The sequence below is a fragment of the Bifidobacterium scardovii JCM 12489 = DSM 13734 genome (assembly GCF_001042635.1).
Classification (GTDB): domain Bacteria; phylum Actinomycetota; class Actinomycetes; order Actinomycetales; family Bifidobacteriaceae; genus Bifidobacterium; species Bifidobacterium scardovii.
This window is the reverse complement of record NZ_AP012331.1, coordinates 1,055,385-1,071,786: the sequence shown is the minus strand read 5'-3', so window position 1 is coordinate 1,071,786 and position 16,402 is coordinate 1,055,385. Positions and strand designations below refer to the sequence as shown.

Here is a 16,402-nt window from a genome sequence, read left to right as displayed (position 1 = left end):
TTCGCCTATCACGCGAACCGCATGGCGGGTTCCACGCTGACGCCGGCGCAGATCTCCCTGCTGTTCGTCACCGGCTCGTTGCGCCCGGGCGACCTGGACGCCGACGCTCCGGCGGCCGACGTCACCGCGGCCGTCAACCATTTCCGCGCGTTCGACTGGCTGCTCGGGCATGTCGACGATCCGCTCGACGCCGGTCTGATCGGCACGCTCCACGATATGCTGCGGCACGGCGACGGCCGGACGCCGGCCACGGCGGCCACGTCCGACGGATCCGCCACGGCCGATGCGGCCGCCGTGCCCGGAACGGTCGCATCCTCTGCGGACTTGGACCAGGCGCTCGCCCGCTGCGCGTCCCTTGCCGACGACCCGGCCGCCATAGCCGTCGCATACCATGCGCTCGCGGCCGCCGACCCGTTCGCCGACGGCGACGGCAGGCTCGCCGGGCTGGTCCTGTTCAAGGAACTGCTGCGCATCGACGCCGTGCCGGTGGTGCCGCTGAGCTACCACCGCGACGAATACGCACGGGCCCTGAAGCGTTTCCCGTCCGACCCGGAGCCGCTGACCGGGCTGCTGCGCGGCGACCGGGAGATCTACCACCGCATGATGGACGCGTACACGGCCGGCCGCGTCCGCTGCTCCTACCACCGATAGGGTGGGCACAGGCACAAACCCCCGATCGGCGGCTTTGGGCGTTCGCGGCGGGCCGGATCGGAACCGTCCCGCCGCCACGCATTACGCCCTCGACAAAACACGATCTTCCGTTTGACTTCGAGTGCTTGAGGTTTCTAGGTTGTTGCTCAGCACAACACAAGGAGCATGACAGTGAGCAATGCCAATCAGGCGCGCCGGCAGGTGCGTCAGGCCCGTCTGACCGGCGAGCGCGCCGAATTCTTCGCGCACGACGCCGTATACACCGACACGATCTTCGCCGACGGCGAATCGCCGCTGAAGCACTCGCGCGACATCGAGCTGATCGACAGCGCGTTCCAGTGGAAATACCCGCTGTGGTACGCCGAGAACATCGTCGCGCGCGGCTGCACCTGGTTCGAGATGGCGCGCGCCGGCGTGTGGTACACGAACCACATCCACGTCGAGGACTCCACGATCGAGGCGCCCAAGAACTTCCGCCGCTGCAACGGCGTCGCCCTGCTGCGCACCGACCTGACCAACGCCGAGGAGACCTTCTGGAGCTGCACCGACGTGGAACTGGACGACGTGGTGGCGCGCGGCGACTACTTCGCCATGAACTGCACGAACGTCACCGCCCACAGCCTCAGGCTGGTCGGCAACTATCCCTTCGACGGGGCCCGCGACATCACCGTCACCAATTCGCGGCTCATCAGCAAGGACGCCTTCTGGAACACCGAGAACGTCACCGTGCGCGACTCCTACATCTCGGGCGAGTACCTCGGCTGGAACTCGCGCAACCTCACCTTCGAGAACTGCACGATCGAAAGCCTGCAGGGCCTGTGCTACATCGACAATCTCGTGCTGAAGCGCTGCCGCCTGATCAACACCACACGGGCCTTCGAATATTCGACGGTCGACGCCGATGTGCAGGGCGCCATCGACGGCGTGGTCAACCCCGCGGGCGGGGTGATCCGCGCCGAGCGCATCGACGAACTCGCGCTCGAGGCGGACCGGATCGATCCGGGCGCCACGACGATCATCACCGGCGAGACGCCGCGCGAATAGCCGCTTGAAAGGACTGGACATGGCTGCTGGCTTTGACTTCGATACACCGATCGACCGGTCGGGCACGTTCTCCCTCAAGTGGGAGGAGGCCGGCGACGCGCTGCCGATGTGGGTGGCGGATATGGACTTCGCCACCGCGCCGGCGATCCGCGAGGCGCTGCGCCGGCGGCTCGACCACGGCGTGTTCGGCTATTCGATCGTGCCGCCGGAATGGAACCGCGCCTACGCCGACTGGTGGAAGGACCGCCACGGCCTGACGATCGACCCGGAATCGCTGATCTTCACCACCGGCGTGATTCCGGCGATCTCGAGCATGGTGCGCAAGCTGACGACGCCGGCCGAGAACGTGCTGATCCAGACGCCGGTGTACAATATCTTCTTCAATTCGATCCTCAACAACGGCCGCCGCGCGCTCGAGGCGCCCCTGGCCTACGACGGCCGCGGCCATTACTCGGTCGACTGGAACGATCTGGAGTCCAAGCTGGCCGACCCGCAGACCACGCTGATGATCCTGTGCAACCCGCACAACCCGACCGGCATGATCTGGGACCGCGCGACGCTGGCGCGGCTGGGCGAGCTGTGCTGGAAGCACCACGTCACGGTGATCAGCGACGAGATCCACTGCGATCTGACCGACCCGGGATACGGGTATGTGCCGTTCGCCTCGGCCGGCGAGCATTGCGCGATGAATTCGGTGACCTGCCTCGCGCCGACCAAGACCTTCAATATCGCCGGGTTGCACACGGCAGCCGTCATGGCGCCCGATCCGGTGCTACGGCACAAGGTGTGGCGCGGGCTCAACACCGACGAGGTCGCCGAACCGAACGCCTTCGCGGTGGATGCGGCGATCGCCGCGTTCGGGCGCGGCGGCGAGTGGCTCGACGCCCTGCGCGCCTATCTGGCCGACAACAAGCGCGAGGCACATGCCATGATCGACGCCTACAACGCCTCGGCGCCGCTCAACCGCCAGGTCAGGCTGCTCGAGGGCCATGCCACGTATCTGATGTGGCTCGACTGCTCGGCGTTCACGCGTGGCGGCAAGGCGCAGGCCGGCGCGGAAGCCGGCGAGCCGGACGTCGACCCCTTCGACGCCGCGCTGTCGCTCGCCGACCCGGATATCGCCCGCGACACCGCGGATTCCGTCTCATTCGCCGATACGGACGGGCTGTGCGACTATCTGCGGCGCGAACACCGCGTGTTCTTCTCCCCCGGCGCGCAGTTCGGCGGCGACGGCCGTGATTTCATCCGCATCAACGTCGCCACCCAGCGCGCCCGCATGCGCGAGGGTCTGCGCCGCCTCACCGCCGGCCTGGAAGCGCTGCGCTGAATCTCCTGTCTGGCTCCCCCTCAGAGAGGGGAGCCAGACGGAATGCCAGTCGTCTACCTGTCTGTTTCGCGGCTCAGCTTCCCTGAGGGGAGCCGGATATCAGACGGCTTCGCGCGCGACGATGCGGCGGATGCCCTCGCGGATGATCGCCGGATCGCGCGCCACGTTGCCGAGCGCGCGGTGCAGGGTGAGGCCTTCGACCATCGCGTCGAGCAGCACCGCGGTCTCATGGTCGAAGAACCGCTCGTACTGGGTGCGGCTGGCGGCCATCCACCGCTCGCCGATATCGCGGTAGGCGGGATCGCGCGCGGCCAGCGTGTACAGCTCAAGATTGAGGTTGAGATCACGCTGCGTGCGCAGCAGATCGCCTTCGATGTGCACGGCGATCGCCTCGCACGCCTGTGATGCGGTCGAGGCGCCGTCGATGCGCCGGCCGAACTGGTCGATGGCCTGCTGCGCGAACTGCTCGAATGCCTGATGCAGCAGATCGGCCATGCCGTCGAAATAGTAGGTCATCGACCCGAGCGGCACATGCGCGGCCGCGGCGACCACGCGGTGCGAGGTGCCGGTCACGCCGCGCTCGGCGATCACGTCGAGGCATGCGTCGATGATGCGCTGCTTGCGCTCCGGGTCGACCCGACGGGTCGTTTCGGCCATGCGTTCCCCCTCCCGATCGCGCGCTACCGGGCGAAGCGCTCGCCGAGCTTGCGGTCGCGCCAATAATAGACGTCGTCGTGCTCGTTGATCTCGCGCACCACCCTGCACGGGCTGCCGTACGCCACCGTGTCGGCCGGGATGTCCTTGGTGACCAGCGATCCGGCGCCGATCACGGCGTTGTCGCCGATCGTGACGCCGGGCAGCACCGTCACGTTCGCGCCGATCCACACGTTCGCGCCGATGTGGATGGGCAGGGAGTACTGGGCGTAGATGCGGCGCAGGTCGGGGCGCACCGGGTGCCCCGTGGCCACCAGCGTGACGTTCGGCCCGATCATGGTATGGTCGCCGATGAAGATCTCGCCGTCGTCCACCAGCGTCAGGTTGAAGTTCGCATAGCAGTGCGCGCCCCAATACGTGTTGCAGCCCCAGTTCGCATAGACGGGGCATTCCAGGTACAGGTTCTCGCCCGCGGCGCCGAAGAACGCCTTCATCAGCGCGGCACGGCGCGGCCGGTCGGTCAACGGCGTGGCGTTGAGCTCCAGCTGCAGATCGCGCTGGGCCGCCTGCACGGCGAAGAAATCCTCCATATCGTCCGGCAGATAGACGTCGCCGGAATACATCGGCGCCATTTTCGCGCGGAGCTCATCGGTCATGGGCGGAACCGGCGCGGCCTGCCGGCCGGCCTCCGGAGTCTGGGGATCGGTCATCATCACTTCCTTGTACTCGACGGTTTGATACTCGACGGTTCGATACTCGGCGACCTGTCCCTGCGGCGAATCGCCCCGACCATCCATTGTGTCACATGGCCAGCCCCGGCCGCCGGGTCCGGATGCCGCCGCGTTGGAAACGATTACACGAATGGCGAAACGGATATGCGAATGTCCCCCACGCCGATAGACTGTTGCGAGCAATACCGGCAGGGGCCACGGGGCGGCCGTCCCGCTCGGCACGCATCCGATCCGCGCGATACGGGTCGGGGGAAGCGCGCCGAGCGGACCGCACGCGCCGGCCGAGATCGGCTGGGGTCGTATCAGCAAGCAACGAGGTGTCTTATGGAAATCACCATGCTCAAGGACCAGTCCGGCCGCACCGCCGCGCAGCCGCCTTCGTCGAAACGCGAGCTCATCCCCATCCTCGTGATGATGGTCGGCAGCTTCACCGCGATCCTCAACCAGACGCTGATGACCTCCGCGCTGCCGCATCTCATGGCCGAGTTCAGCATCACCAGCAACACCGCGCAGTGGCTGACCACCGCGTTCATGCTCACCAACGGCATCATGATCCCGATCACCGCGTTCCTGATCCAGCGCTTCACCACACGGCAGCTGTTCTTCTACGCGATCGGCATGTTCCTGTTCGGCACCATCGTGTGCACCGCCGCCCCCGGTTTCGGGGTGCTGCTGCTCGGCCGCATCCTGCAGGCCACCGGCGCCGGCATCCTCATGCCGCTGCTGCAGACCGTGCTGTTCGTCGTGTTCCCGCCCAACAAGCGCGGCACCGCGATGGGCTGGTTCGGCATGGTCATCGCGTTCGCGCCGGCGCTGGGCCCGACCCTGTCCGGTCTGATCATCGATTTCCTGCCATGGCGTTTCCTGTTCGTGCCGCTGATCGTCATCGCCGCCGCCGTGCTCGCCGTCGCGGTCCCGACCGTGCGCAACGTGACCGAACGCACCGATCCGCGCATCGACCTCCCGTCGATCGTCCTGTCGACGCTCGGTTTCGGCGGCCTGCTGTACGGGTTCAGCGTCGCCGGCCAGAACGGCTGGTCCGCGCCGCCCACGATCGGCGCGCTGGCCGTCGGCGCGGTCTCGTTGGTCGTCTTCATCGGGCGCCAGATGCGCCTGCGCCAGCCCATGCTCAACTTCCGCGTGTTCGACAGACCGATGTTCACCCTGCCGATGATCGAGGTCGTGCTGGTCTTCGTCACGTTCATCTCCACGATGAGCATCCTGCCCATGTACATCCAGAACGTGCTGGGATTCACGGCGCTGCAGTCCGGCCTGCTGCTGATGGCCGGCGGCGTGGTCGAGGGCGTGCTGAGCCCCATCGCCGGCCGCCTGTTCGACCGGTTCGGCGCCAAGCGTCTGGCCACGCCCGGCCTGGCGCTGATGCTCGCGGCGATGCTCGCGCTCTCGCGCCTGGGCGTCGACTCCCCCGCCTGGTACCCGGCCACATGCTTCACGCTGATGATGGTCGGCGTGGCGTTCAGCCTGATGCCGCTGACCACCACGGCGCTGAACCAGCTGACCGGGCCGCTGATCCCGCACGGCACCGCGATGAACAACACGCTGCGCCAGACGATGGCCGCGATCGGCACCGCCGTGTACTTCACGATCATGACCACGAACACCCTGCCGGCATCGGTCGCCGGCAGCCAGGCGGCGGGCCTCGCGCACGGCGTGTCCGCCGTGTTCGCGGTCTCCACCGGCGTCATCGCACTCGCCTTCGCGCTGTCGTTCCTGATCCGCGAGCACGGCGAGATCTGACCTGCGGCGTTCGGGACCGTCTTTCTTAGCGCCGTCTCAGTGGCATGCCGATAGCATGTGTCTCATCTGACCATCGATGAGGCACACGGAGGAAACGTGCAAGACGAACATATCATCGGACTGACCGGCGCCGAGGTCGCCGAGAGGCGGGCCCGCGGCGAGGGCGAGACGGGCGCGCGCAGCGTCACCAAATCGGTCGGCGCGATCCTGCGCGAGAACATCTGCACGCTGTTCAACGCGCTGAACTTCGCCATCGCGATCATCCTGTTCATGGTCGGCGCCTACACGAACATGCTGTTCATCGCGATCATCATCCTCAACATCGTGATCGGCATCGCCCAGGAGCTCAAGGCGAAGAAGCTGGTCGACGAGCTGACGATCCTCAACCAGCCGCGGGCCGTGGTGCTGCGCGACGGCGCCGAAACCGAGATCGAGGCGTCCGGCATCGTCAAGGACGACATCATCGTGCTCGATGCCGGCCGCCAGATCTGCAACGACGCGGTGGTCGTCTCCGGGGCGCTGGAGGTCAACGAATCGCTGCTCACCGGCGAAAGCGACTCGGTCGACAAGACGGCCGGTGCCCAGCTGTTCTCCGGAAGCTCGGTGATTTCGGGCCGCTGCTACGCGCGCGTGACGCACGTCGGCGACGCGAACTACGCGAACTCGCTGATCAACGAGGTGCGCAAGGAGAAGCGCGTGCACTCCGAGCTGCTCGACTCGATGCGCAAGGTCACCAAGTTCACCAGCTTCCTGATCATCCCGCTGGGCATCGCGCTGTTTACGGAGGCGACGCTGCTGCGGCACGCGGCCATGTACGATTCGGTGGTCGCCTCGGCGGCCGCGCTGCTCGGCATGCTGCCCAAGGGCCTGGTGCTGCTGATCTCCGTGTCGCTGGCCACCGGCGTGATCCGGCTCGCGAAGAGACGGATCCTCGTGCAGAACATCTACGCGCTGGAGACGCTCGCCCATGTGGATACGCTGTGCCTTGACAAGACCGGCACGCTGACCGACGGCAATATGGCCGTCGAGCAGGTGGTGCCGCTCGGCGGCATCGCCGACGCCGACGCCCGCCGCCTGATCGGCGCTTACCTGAATGCCAGCGAGGACAACAACGCCACCATCACCGCGCTGCGCGAATACTGCGCGGCCGCGTCCCCGGCCGGCGCCCCGACCCCGGCCGCCGCCAATGTCATACCGTTCTCGTCGAAGCGCAAATGGGGCGCGATCTCCTTCGCCGCCGGGCTGCCCGGCGGCGAAGGAGCCGGGCCGGGCGCCGCCGGCGGCGCCGTGACCGTGTTCCTCGGCGCGCCAGAACGCATTCTCGGCGCCGACCTGCCCGATCAGGCCGCCGACATGATGAACCGCGGGCTGCGCCTGATCGCCCTGGGGTACCTTCCCGGCGACTGGCGCGACGAGGAGCGCCTGCCCGAGGCCCTGCGCCCGATGACGCTGATCGCCCTCAAGGACACGATCCGCCCGCGCGCCAAGGAGACGCTCCGGTACTTCCGCGACCAGGGCGTCGAGGTGAAGGTCATCTCCGGCGACCATCCGCGCACCGTGGCCGCCGTGACCATGCAGGCCGGCCTAGAGCACTGGAACAACGTGATCGACATGACCGCCATCCCAGCCGACGCCCCGGACGACGTGTTCGACGACGTGGCCGCCCGCTTCACCGTGTTCTCCCGCGTCACGCCGAAGCAGAAGCGCCAGCTGGTGCAGGCCATGCAGCGCGCCGGCCATCAGGTGGCCATGACCGGCGACGGCGTGAACGACCTGCTCGCGCTGCGCGAGGCCGACTGCTCGATCGCCATCGCCTCCGGTTCGGACGCCGCCCGCCAGATCGCGCAGATCGTGCTGCTCGAATCCGACTTCACGCATCTGCCGCAGGTGGTGCTGGAGGGCCGCAAGGTGGTCAACAACGTGACGCGCACCGCCGCCGTGTTCTTCATCAAGACGATCTACTCGGTGCTGGTCTCGTTCTTCTGCCTGGCGCTGAACATCCCGTTCCCGTTCATCCCGATCCAGATCACGCTGGTGGACGCCTGCATCGAGGCGTGGCCGTCGTTCCTGACGATTTTCGAGTCGGACACCGCCCGCATCCGCGGCCGATTCCTGCCGACCGCGCTCGGCAAGGCCGCGCCGTTCGCGCTGGCCGTGACCGGCATGATCGTCGCGTTCAGCCTGATCGCCCCGTTCCCGGAAGCGCAGAACCGGACCGTGATGTACGCGCTGCTCATCGCCATGTCCATGATCGCCGTGGTTCGCAGCTGCGTGCCGTTCACGAGGATCCGCGCGTTCGTGTGTGCGACGATGGCGCTCGGCACGCCGCTCGCGCTGCTGATCCTGCCGCACCTGTTCGAGGTGACGGCGGTCAGCGCGCCGATGTGGGGATGGTTCGCCGTGTCGCTGGCGATCATGGCCGCGGCGGCGGCCGCGATCATCGGCGTGCAGCGCGCCCTCGCCGCGCGCGGCGGCCAGCGCCCCCGCCGCCACTGAGCAGGCGGCACAAACACGCCCCCCGGGGAGCATGTCGGTCCCGTTGAGCGGCGTGTTCGACGAACGGGGCCGGCTACTTGGCCTCGACCTCGACCTTGGCCTTCTTGGCCTTGGCGAGCGGCAGCAGGCCGCTGGTCATGCCGAGGCCCATGCCAAGCGCACCGCAGACCGTGCCGAGCACCTTGCTGATGTTCTGCAAGCCCAGGAACACGGTCATCAGCGCGAAGCTGGCGAGCCACAGGAAACAGAACATCGCGGCCGGAGGGAAGCCGGAACCGGTCATCCACAGGGCGCAGCATGATCCGAATGCCACGACGGCCGACCAGCCAAGTGCGGCGACGAGCTGGCGTCCGAAGGCGATCCAGCGCTCCGACTTGGTGGCGTAGTACTTACGGCCGAATTCGCCAATGAGCAGGATCGCGACGAGCATCGACATCATGTAGGTCGGCATGATGAGCACGTTCTGGCTCATCATCGAGGCGGTGCGCAGGCTGCTGTGGGACTTGAGGCTGCCCTTGTTGAGCACCTTGACGTTCACGGTGGCGCCGGTCGATGCCAGCGCGGTCGGGATGCTCTGCTGCAGCAGGTTGGAGACGAGCGGGCTCTTCGAGTTGTCGACCTTCAGCGTGACGGTCGGGGTGTTCTTGTCGTCGGTCTTGGTGGCGGTGCCGGACTGGGCCTTGGTCATGGCCTGGGCGAGCGTGGTCGCGGATTCGATCTGCTGTTGGGTTAGAAGGAGTCGATGAGATCATCTCGCCGACCACCCTTCAGTCGGCACAGCCGACGGCTTCCCGCCAGCGGAGAGCCGCAAGCATGAAAGGAAACGCCATGGGACGACCGAAATCGGATGAGCAAACCGCGCCGGAGAAGATGCAGGAGGCGTTCTGGCAGTTGTACGAAACCAAGCCGATCGAGAAGATCTCGGTGCGCCAGATCACCGAACTCGCCGGCTACAACCACGCCACGTTCTACCTGTACTTCTCATCGGTGCGCGACGTGCGCGAGCAGATCGAGGACGACCTGCTCGCGCAGCGGGACGTCATATTGCAGCGATGCCTGCACGACGGCACGCTGGAGATGGGCCCGGCCATCTCGGCCCTGGCGACCATGCTCATGCCGTACGGCCATGTGCTGCTCGGCCCGCACGGGGACCCGGCGTTCATCACGCGCGCCGAGGAGACCGCCTGGCCGTTCCTGCAATCGATACTGTTCCCCGGCGAGCCGGATATCGATTCCATCGCCGATCCGGCCGAGCGCAAACGCCGCATCCTCCTGAAGCAGTTCTACGTCTCCGGCATCATCGGCACCTTCCGCGCAGCGCTCAACGGATCGATCATGACCGACCCCGCCGAAATCGGGAGTTTCGTCTCCGAGGAACTGCTCCCCCGCATCACGCCGCACACGCAGGAAGCCGGGTACGTCAGCGCGTAGCGAGGAAGAAGAAGCGCGGGAACGGGAAGATGATGCTGCCGTCCGACTGCACGGGGTATTCCTCGCGCACCTGCGCGAAGACCTCCGCCTCGAACTCCTTGCGCCCGGCCTCGTCGAGCGCCTGCAGGTAGGGCCGCATGCCGGTGCCGCGATACCAGTCCATAATCGCCTCGTGCGAGGGCAGCGTGTGCATGTACGTGATCTTCCATATGCGGAAGGCGCTGGCATGCGCGTGCAGCAGCTCCCAGTACTCGGGCGGCGTGAGGGTGTAGAACTCGCGCTGCTGCGGCAGCTTGTCGGCGTACTTCGGCGAATGCACCAACCGGCCGATGATGCGGTGGATCGCCTCCTCGTAGTTCATCGGCGTCTGCACGGCCAGCACTCCCCCGGCCCTGAGGAGGCCCAGCAACCCGGGAATCAGATGCGGATGGTCCGGCACCCACTGGATGCACGCGTTGGAGAAGACCACGTCGAAACCGCCGGGCAGCTCGCCCAATTGCGAGGACACGTCACACAGCCGAAAATCGATGTCCGGATAGGCTTTGCGCGCCGCTTCGACCATGTCGGGCGAACTGTCGACGCCGAGAATCTCGGCGTGCGGGTAGCGTTCGCGCAGCACGGCCGTGCTGTTGCCCGGCCCGCAGCCGATGTCGAGCACGCGCCGGACGCCGCCGTCGTCCGGCGGCAGCTGCATCGCCAGATCACGCGACGGCTGCGTGCGCTCCTTCTTGAATCGCAGATACTGTTCCGAATCCCAGGTAACCATACCACCCACGCTATTCGCACGACCGCGGTTCGACCATCCCCGTCCCAGCATCCGGCCTTCAAGGCCACCCGCCGGCAACCGTCGCAATCGACATACATAAATACTAATATAGTAGTAGTTATTGCCTATTTTATCAAATATTGCTAATATATTAGTATGTATGATCTGCTGGATGCACCCTTGCCGGGAGAGGTAATGGCCGGAATCGCCCAAAGAATGGCCAAGAGGCGCAAAGAGCATGGCATGACGCAGTCCGGTCTTGCCGAGAAGTCAGGGGTGAGCCTCGGGTCGATTCGCCGATTCGAGCAGCTGCATGAGATATCGCTGAATGCGCTGGTCAGCATCGCTTTCGCCTTGGGCTGCGAGCAGGATTTTGACGTATTGTTTTCACACCCGTATTACCGCTCAATCGACGACGTGGTCGCAGCGACGCGACACGACTGACGTACGGTTTCCCATCAGTCCGACAAGCCTTCCGCCCACGGATGGCATATTCATCGATATCTATCGCCTTCACCGTCCGCTCTGATCGGCGACCATGCGCGCGTAGATGCCGTGCGCGGCCATCAGCGACTCATGCGTGCCCTGTTCGGCGATGCGCCCGTGCTCGATGACCACGATGAGATCGGAATCGCGGATGGTGGACAGGCGGTGCGCGATGACGAAACTGGTCCGCCCGGCGGTCATCGCCAGCATCGCGTCGCGGATCGCGGCCTCGGTGACGGTGTCCACCGCGCTGGTCGCCTCGTCGAGGATGACGATCGGCGCGTCGGCGAGCAGCGCGCGGGCGATGGTGAGCAGCTGGCGCTCGCCCTGGCTCAGCGCAGCCCCGCCGCCTTCGAGCATCGTGCCGTAGCCCTCCGGCAGCCGTTCGATGAACGCGTCGGCTCCCGCCGCCTTCGCCGCGACGCGGATCGCGTCCATGCCCGCTCCCGGCCGCCCGTAGGCGATGTTCGCGGCGACGGTGTCCTCAAACAGGGACGGATCCTGCAGCACCGTGCCGAAGGCGGCGCGCAGATCGGCCAGCCGGTAGTCGCGCAGGTCGTGCCCGTCGAGCAGGATGCGGCCGGCATCCGGATCGTAGAACCGGGCGAGCAGGTTGACCAGCGTGGTCTTGCCCGAACCGGTCTCCCCCACGAACGCTACGCGCGTGCCGGCGGGGATCGCAAGGGTCAGGTCGTGGATCACCGGATTGCCGGGGTCGTAGCCGAAGCGCACATGGTCGAACGCGATGTCGCCTCTCGGGCTGTCCAGCGGCAGCGCGTCCGCCCGGTCGGCGGGCTCCGGCTCCTCGTCCATGATCTGGAAGATGCGTTCGGCTCCGGCCACCGCGGTCTGGAAGGTGTTGTAGATGTTCGCGATGTCCACGAACGGACGGGAGAACTGCCGTACGTACAGCAGGAAGCTGGCGATCACGCCGACGCCGATCCAGCCGCGCACGGCCATCAACCCGCTGATCACCGCCACGAGCAGAAAGCCGAGGTTGTTGATCACGTTCGACAGCGGCATCAGGTATCCGGACCAGGTCTGCGCGCGGACGCCGGTGTCGCACAGCTCGTCGTTGAGCTTCTCGAAGTCGGCGATCATCCGCTCCTCGCGCCCGTAGGCCTTGACCATCGTGAGCCCGGACACGCTCTCCTCCACCAGACCGTCGAGCCGTCCAAGCACCTGCTGCTGGCGCGCGTACAGCGGGCGGGTGCGTGTGGTGACGACCTTGGTCAGGATGAAGACCAGCGCCACGGGCAGCAGCGACACCACGGTGAGCACCGGACTGAGCGCCAGCATGCAGACGAGCGTGCCGGCGATGGTGAACGCGTACACCATGAGTTGCGCAAGCGAATCGGAGATCGTGGTGGATATATTGTCCACGTCGTTGGTCAGGCGGCTCATCAGCTCGCCGTGCTGGTGCCGGTCGAAGAAGCGCAGCGGCAGCGTGGCGAGGGCATCGAACAGGGACATGCGCAGGTGGAGCACGATGCGCTGCCCGGCTGCGGCCATGAGGTACTGCTGGCCGAAATTGACCAGCCAGTCCAGCAGGTACACCGCGGCAAGCAGGGCAAGCGCCATGGCGACCGGGTCGCCTGCCGCGATGGCGTTGACCACCAGCCCGACGAGCAGCGGCGAAAGCACCGCCGAGGCGGAGGACAGCCCGGACAGCGCGAACACCCATCCCAATCCTTGGCGATGGCCGCGCGTGATGTCGTAGAGCCGGCGCAGCGTGCCACGCATGTCCTTGGGCTTGACGACGGCGGCCCCACGCCGGGCCATGCCGCCGCCCATCTGCGGGGGCTGGCCGGGGCGCTGCCCGCCGAAGCCGCCGGTACCGGGGAAAGGCTCCCCGGCGGATTGCGCCGACTGAGTGGATTGCGCCGACTGTGCTTTGCGATCGCTCATCGCACGGCCTCCTTGCCATCGGATTGCGCGGGCGCACGCCGGACGACGCCGACCTGCGAGGCGTAGATCGCCTGATATTGCGGGCAGGCGGCCATGAGCTCGGCATGGGTGCCGACCGCCGCGATACGCCCGCCATGCATGACCGCGATGCGATCGCACCGGCGAACCGTGGCGATGCGTTGGGAGATGAGCAGCACGGTGAGCCCGCGTAGCGCGGCCACATGGTCGAGCACCCGCCGTTCGGTGATGGCGTCGAGCGCGCTGGTGCAGTCGTCGAGGATCAGCATGCGCGGCGTGCGGATCAGCGCGCGGGCCAGACTTAGCCGCTGCTTCTGGCCTCCGGACAGATTCACGCCGCCCTGACCGATCGGGGCGCCGTACCCGCCCGGCAGTTCGCGCACGAATTCGTCGGCGCAGGATTCCCGGCAGGCCCGCTCGAGCCGCTCGTCGCCCGCGTCCGGGTCGCCCCACAGGAGATTCGACCGCACGCTTCCGGTGAACAGCACGGGTTTTTGCGGCACGAGCGCGATGTCCGCGCGCAGCCGTTCGACGTCCATGCCGGCGATGTCACGGCCATTCCACAGGATGTGCCCGGATTGCGGCGCGTAGAAGCGCGGCAGCAGCGAGACCAGCGTGGACTTGCCGGAACCGGTCGGGCCGATGACGCCCAGCGTGCCGCCTTCGGGCACGGCGAGGCTGACATCGGTCAGGGCCGGGCGCGGGCTGTTCGCATACGCGAAGGTGACATGGTCGAACCGCAGTCCGGAGCCGGTGCCATCGCCGTGGCCGTCGTCCGGGCCGCCGCTCGGGCGGGAGTCCCGCGCCGGATCGGCCTGCGTGCCGGCAGCCGCATCGGAGGCGGCCGGCTGGTCGAAGATCTCCTGGATGCGCCGGGCCGACGCGCTGGCCCTGACCGCCGAATTCAGGATCATCGACACGCGCCCCAAGGCGAACAGCACCTGCGTCATGTAGTTCATGGAGGCCATCAGCGCGCCGATGCGCCCCGGATCGGTGGCCCGCGACAGCCACAGCAGCGCGACGATGCCGAGGTTCACCGTCAGGTTGATCAGCGGACCGTATACGGCGTTCACCCGCTGGGCGGCGATGTTCGCCTGCGCGAAATCGCCGGCGGAGGTCCCGAATCGGCCCGACTCCTCCCGTTCCATGCCGAAGGCCTTGACCACGCGCACCGAGCGAAGGAATTCGCGGCTGACGGTGCCGAGCCGGTCGAGCGCGTGCTGCACGGCGAGGAACCGCGGGAAGCTGGCGGCCATGTTGCGCCAGATGAGCACGCCCGACACCGCAAGCAGCATGATGACGACCGGCAGCTGCCCGGGAACCTGCACCACGATCAGCACGATCGCGCCGACGCAGGTGATCGGCGCCTTGAGCATGATGCGCATCAGGCCTTGGGCGAAGTTCTGGATCTGCACCACATCGTTGGTGATGCGCGTGATGATGGCGCCGGGTTGCAGGCGATCCACCTGATCGCAGCTCAGGGACATGACCGTGCGGTAGGCGTCGGAACGGATGTCGCGGCCGATGAGCTGGGCGGCGCGGGAGGCGAAGATGTTGCGCGTGACCGCACCCAACGCGCCAACGGCCGCGACGGCGAGCATCATCGCTCCCCACATGAGCACCCGGTTCAGGTCGCGGTTCGCCACGCCGTCATCCACCACCATCGACATCAGCGTGGGCTGCAGCAGGTCGGCCACGGTCTCGATGCTCAGGAACGAGACCGCGGTCAGGGCCATGGCCCAATGCCTGCGCATATACCGAAAGATGAGTCCCATCGTTCACCTCATGCCCGAGAATCGCCGTCAACCCAGTATAGGCCCGCGTCCGCGCCCGGCCGGGTCAGCAAGGCATAATTGTACGAGACAGACCACTAGAAGCCTGCGTCGTAAGTTCGTGTACTATGTCTGGCTCCCCTCTTGGAGGGGAGCATTACCGCGAACGCCTGATCAAGCCGGCTCTCATGCGCTCCCCTCAGTCGGCCACGCCGACAGCTCCCCTCGGAGAGGGGAGCCTGAATTACTAAACGAATTAACGACGTGAGATACTGGAAGCCTGCGTCCACACCAAAGGAGTCCCAAGGATGGAACTGCGAGTCCTGCGCTATTTTCTGGCGGTCGCCGAGGAAGGCAACATCACATGGGCGGCCCAGCTGCTGCGCATCTCCCAGCCGACGCTCTCCCGCCAGCTCAAACAGCTGGAGGAGGAGTTGGGCGTCACGCTGTTCGAACGCGGCAGCCATACCATCACGCTCACCGAGGAAGGCCGGCTGCTGCGCGAACGCGCGCAGACCATCGTCTCCTTGGCGGACAAAACCGAATTCGAGCTGCGGCAATCCGGCGGCGAATTGAGCGGTGAAATCGCCGTCGGATGCGGCGAATTGCGCGGCATGTCGACGTTGTCCCAACGCATGGCGGCGTTCCGCGAACCGCACCCCGGCGTGCGGTTCCGGGTGACCAGCACCACATCGGACATCATTCAGGATCAGCTCGAGCAGCGTCTTATGGATTTCGGGCTGCTCGCCGACCCGGTGGACGTGAGCCAATACGAATATCGGCGCACCGACTCCACGGAGCCTTGGGCAGCAATGGTTCCCGAGAACCATCCGCTCGCGATGCGCGCATCCCTGACCCCGCAGGATCTCAAGGATTTCCCGCTGCTGTTCCCGGTACGCACACCGGTGCACAATCTGCTGCTGAACTGGTTCGGCCGGTATGCCGACCAGGCCAGAGCGAACATCGCCGGCTATTGCTCGCTGACCAACAACGCCCTCATCATGGTGTCGAATGGCCTCGGCATCTTCCTCGGCATCGATTTGGGCATCGCCTACCCGGGCACGCGCAGCGTCCCGCTCTCCCCCGCGCTGGAGACCAGCTCGTCCATCGTCTGGAAGAAACAGGCCGCGACCTCGCCGGCCGCCGCCGAATTCGCCCGATTCCTGTCGCGGTGAGGCGCATTACGCCAAGCTCTCAGTCAAACTTGGCCCAGCCCGTTACACGGAAGCCTTAGTGAGTTCCCTCACCCACGAATATCGGAATGTATCGGCCTTTATCCATGCGTATCCATTGTTTTGGGCCCGTTTTTGACTTTATATGCCCGTATCCATTCCGCGTCCGCCCGTACCTATGCCGACTT

14 protein-coding genes are annotated in these 16,402 nt (G+C 66.4%); 8 read left to right on the top strand and 6 right to left on the bottom strand.

Annotated features, from left to right (window positions below; genetic code table 11):
* Positions 1–21: 21 nt before the first annotated feature.
* From BBSC_RS04410 to BBSC_RS04400, 3 genes are all read left to right on the top strand, one after another.
* Positions 22–651, top strand: a complete 630-nt coding sequence (locus tag BBSC_RS04410; protein ID WP_144414412.1) for a hypothetical protein — start codon at positions 22–24, stop codon at positions 649–651.
* 171 nt (positions 652–822) lie between these two features.
* Positions 823–1,695, top strand: a complete 873-nt coding sequence (locus BBSC_RS04405) for a DUF3737 family protein (RefSeq protein WP_231649136.1) — start codon at positions 823–825, stop codon at positions 1,693–1,695.
* Between the two features lie 19 nt (positions 1,696–1,714).
* A complete protein-coding gene (locus BBSC_RS04400) occupies positions 1,715–3,022 on the top strand; it encodes a MalY/PatB family protein (protein WP_033519058.1) in 1,308 nt (435 codons plus the stop codon).
* 99 nt (positions 3,023–3,121) lie between these two features.
* On the opposite strand, the gene BBSC_RS04395 is transcribed toward BBSC_RS04400, so the two are convergent.
* A complete protein-coding gene (locus tag BBSC_RS04395) occupies positions 3,122–3,679 on the bottom strand; it encodes a TetR/AcrR family transcriptional regulator (RefSeq protein WP_033519059.1) in 558 nt (185 codons plus the stop codon).
* A 23-nt stretch (positions 3,680–3,702) separates the two neighbouring features.
* Entirely contained in the window at positions 3,703–4,332 is a 630-nt protein-coding gene (locus tag BBSC_RS04390) for a sugar O-acetyltransferase (RefSeq protein WP_033519074.1), read from the bottom strand.
* Between the two features lie 399 nt (positions 4,333–4,731).
* Between BBSC_RS04390 and BBSC_RS04385 the strand changes: the two genes are divergently transcribed.
* Together BBSC_RS04385 and BBSC_RS04380 are read left to right on the top strand one after the other, a co-directional pair.
* Positions 4,732–6,165 carry an MDR family MFS transporter gene (locus BBSC_RS04385; RefSeq protein WP_033519060.1) on the top strand — a complete coding sequence of 478 codons (1,434 nt, stop codon included), beginning with the start codon at positions 4,732–4,734 and terminating at the stop codon, positions 6,163–6,165.
* Between the two features lie 96 nt (positions 6,166–6,261).
* Positions 6,262–8,661 (top strand): cation-translocating P-type ATPase, encoded by a 2,400-nt coding sequence (locus tag BBSC_RS04380; protein ID WP_046726144.1) that lies wholly within the window; start codon positions 6,262–6,264, stop codon positions 8,659–8,661.
* Between the two features lie 73 nt (positions 8,662–8,734).
* On the opposite strand, the gene BBSC_RS04375 is transcribed toward BBSC_RS04380, so the two are convergent.
* A complete protein-coding gene (locus BBSC_RS04375) occupies positions 8,735–9,349 on the bottom strand; it encodes a hypothetical protein (protein WP_033519061.1) in 615 nt (204 codons plus the stop codon).
* A gap of 140 nt (positions 9,350–9,489) precedes the next feature.
* Here BBSC_RS04375 and BBSC_RS14190 point away from each other — a divergent pair, with 140 nt between their 5' ends.
* Positions 9,490–10,092, top strand: a complete 603-nt coding sequence (locus tag BBSC_RS14190) for a TetR/AcrR family transcriptional regulator (RefSeq protein ID WP_231649130.1) — start codon at positions 9,490–9,492, stop codon at positions 10,090–10,092.
* Here the strand turns inward: BBSC_RS14190 and BBSC_RS04365 are convergent.
* Positions 10,082–10,858, bottom strand: a complete 777-nt coding sequence (locus BBSC_RS04365) for a methyltransferase domain-containing protein (RefSeq protein ID WP_033519062.1) — start codon at positions 10,856–10,858, stop codon at positions 10,082–10,084. The two genes, BBSC_RS14190 and BBSC_RS04365, sit on opposite strands and share 11 nt — an antisense overlap.
* Before the next feature lie 156 nt (positions 10,859–11,014).
* On the opposite strand from BBSC_RS04365, the gene BBSC_RS04360 reads away from it, so the two are divergent.
* Entirely contained in the window at positions 11,015–11,302 is a 288-nt protein-coding gene (locus tag BBSC_RS04360; protein WP_231649128.1) for a helix-turn-helix domain-containing protein, read from the top strand.
* A 69-nt stretch (positions 11,303–11,371) separates the two neighbouring features.
* Here the strand turns inward: BBSC_RS04360 and BBSC_RS04355 are convergent, their stop codons facing one another.
* Both BBSC_RS04355 and BBSC_RS04350 read right to left on the bottom strand, forming a co-directional pair.
* The gene (locus BBSC_RS04355; RefSeq protein ID WP_033519063.1) at positions 11,372–13,252 is read right to left on the bottom strand and encodes an ABC transporter ATP-binding protein; all 1,881 of its coding nucleotides are present in this window, start codon (positions 13,250–13,252) and stop codon (positions 11,372–11,374) included.
* A complete protein-coding gene (locus tag BBSC_RS04350) occupies positions 13,249–15,045 on the bottom strand; it encodes an ABC transporter ATP-binding protein (RefSeq protein ID WP_046726143.1) in 1,797 nt (598 codons plus the stop codon). The genes BBSC_RS04355 and BBSC_RS04350 overlap by 4 nt, the downstream gene beginning before the upstream one ends.
* A 305-nt stretch (positions 15,046–15,350) precedes the next feature.
* Between BBSC_RS04350 and BBSC_RS04345 the strand changes: the two genes are divergently transcribed.
* The gene (locus BBSC_RS04345; RefSeq protein WP_033519064.1) at positions 15,351–16,217 is read left to right on the top strand and encodes a LysR family transcriptional regulator; all 867 of its coding nucleotides are present in this window, start codon (positions 15,351–15,353) and stop codon (positions 16,215–16,217) included.
* Positions 16,218–16,402 lie beyond the last annotated feature (185 nt).

What these genes read in the sequence shown, in the direction of transcription:
- BBSC_RS04410 (WP_144414412.1), top strand. Translation starts at nt 22, where the DNA reads ATGGCGGGTTCCACGCTGACGCCGGCGCAGATCTCCCTGCTGTTCGTC.
- BBSC_RS04400 (WP_033519058.1), top strand. Translation starts at nt 1,715, where the DNA reads ATGGCTGCTGGCTTTGACTTCGATACACCGATCGACCGGTCGGGCACG.
- BBSC_RS04395 (WP_033519059.1), bottom strand. Translation starts at nt 3,679, where the DNA reads ATGGCCGAAACGACCCGTCGGGTCGACCCGGAGCGCAAGCAGCGCATC.
- BBSC_RS04390 (WP_033519074.1), bottom strand. Translation starts at nt 4,332, where the DNA reads ATGACCGATGAGCTCCGCGCGAAAATGGCGCCGATGTATTCCGGCGAC.
- BBSC_RS04385 (WP_033519060.1), top strand. Translation starts at nt 4,732, where the DNA reads ATGGAAATCACCATGCTCAAGGACCAGTCCGGCCGCACCGCCGCGCAG.
- BBSC_RS04375 (WP_033519061.1), bottom strand. Translation starts at nt 9,349, where the DNA reads ATGACCAAGGCCCAGTCCGGCACCGCCACCAAGACCGACGACAAGAAC.
- BBSC_RS14190 (WP_231649130.1), top strand. Translation starts at nt 9,490, where the DNA reads ATGGGACGACCGAAATCGGATGAGCAAACCGCGCCGGAGAAGATGCAG.
- BBSC_RS04365 (WP_033519062.1), bottom strand. Translation starts at nt 10,858, where the DNA reads ATGGTTACCTGGGATTCGGAACAGTATCTGCGATTCAAGAAGGAGCGC.
- BBSC_RS04360 (WP_231649128.1), top strand. Translation starts at nt 11,015, where the DNA reads ATGTATGATCTGCTGGATGCACCCTTGCCGGGAGAGGTAATGGCCGGA.
- BBSC_RS04355 (WP_033519063.1), bottom strand. Translation starts at nt 13,252, where the DNA reads ATGAGCGATCGCAAAGCACAGTCGGCGCAATCCACTCAGTCGGCGCAA.
- BBSC_RS04350 (WP_046726143.1), bottom strand. Translation starts at nt 15,045, where the DNA reads ATGGGACTCATCTTTCGGTATATGCGCAGGCATTGGGCCATGGCCCTG.
- BBSC_RS04345 (WP_033519064.1), top strand. Translation starts at nt 15,351, where the DNA reads ATGGAACTGCGAGTCCTGCGCTATTTTCTGGCGGTCGCCGAGGAAGGC.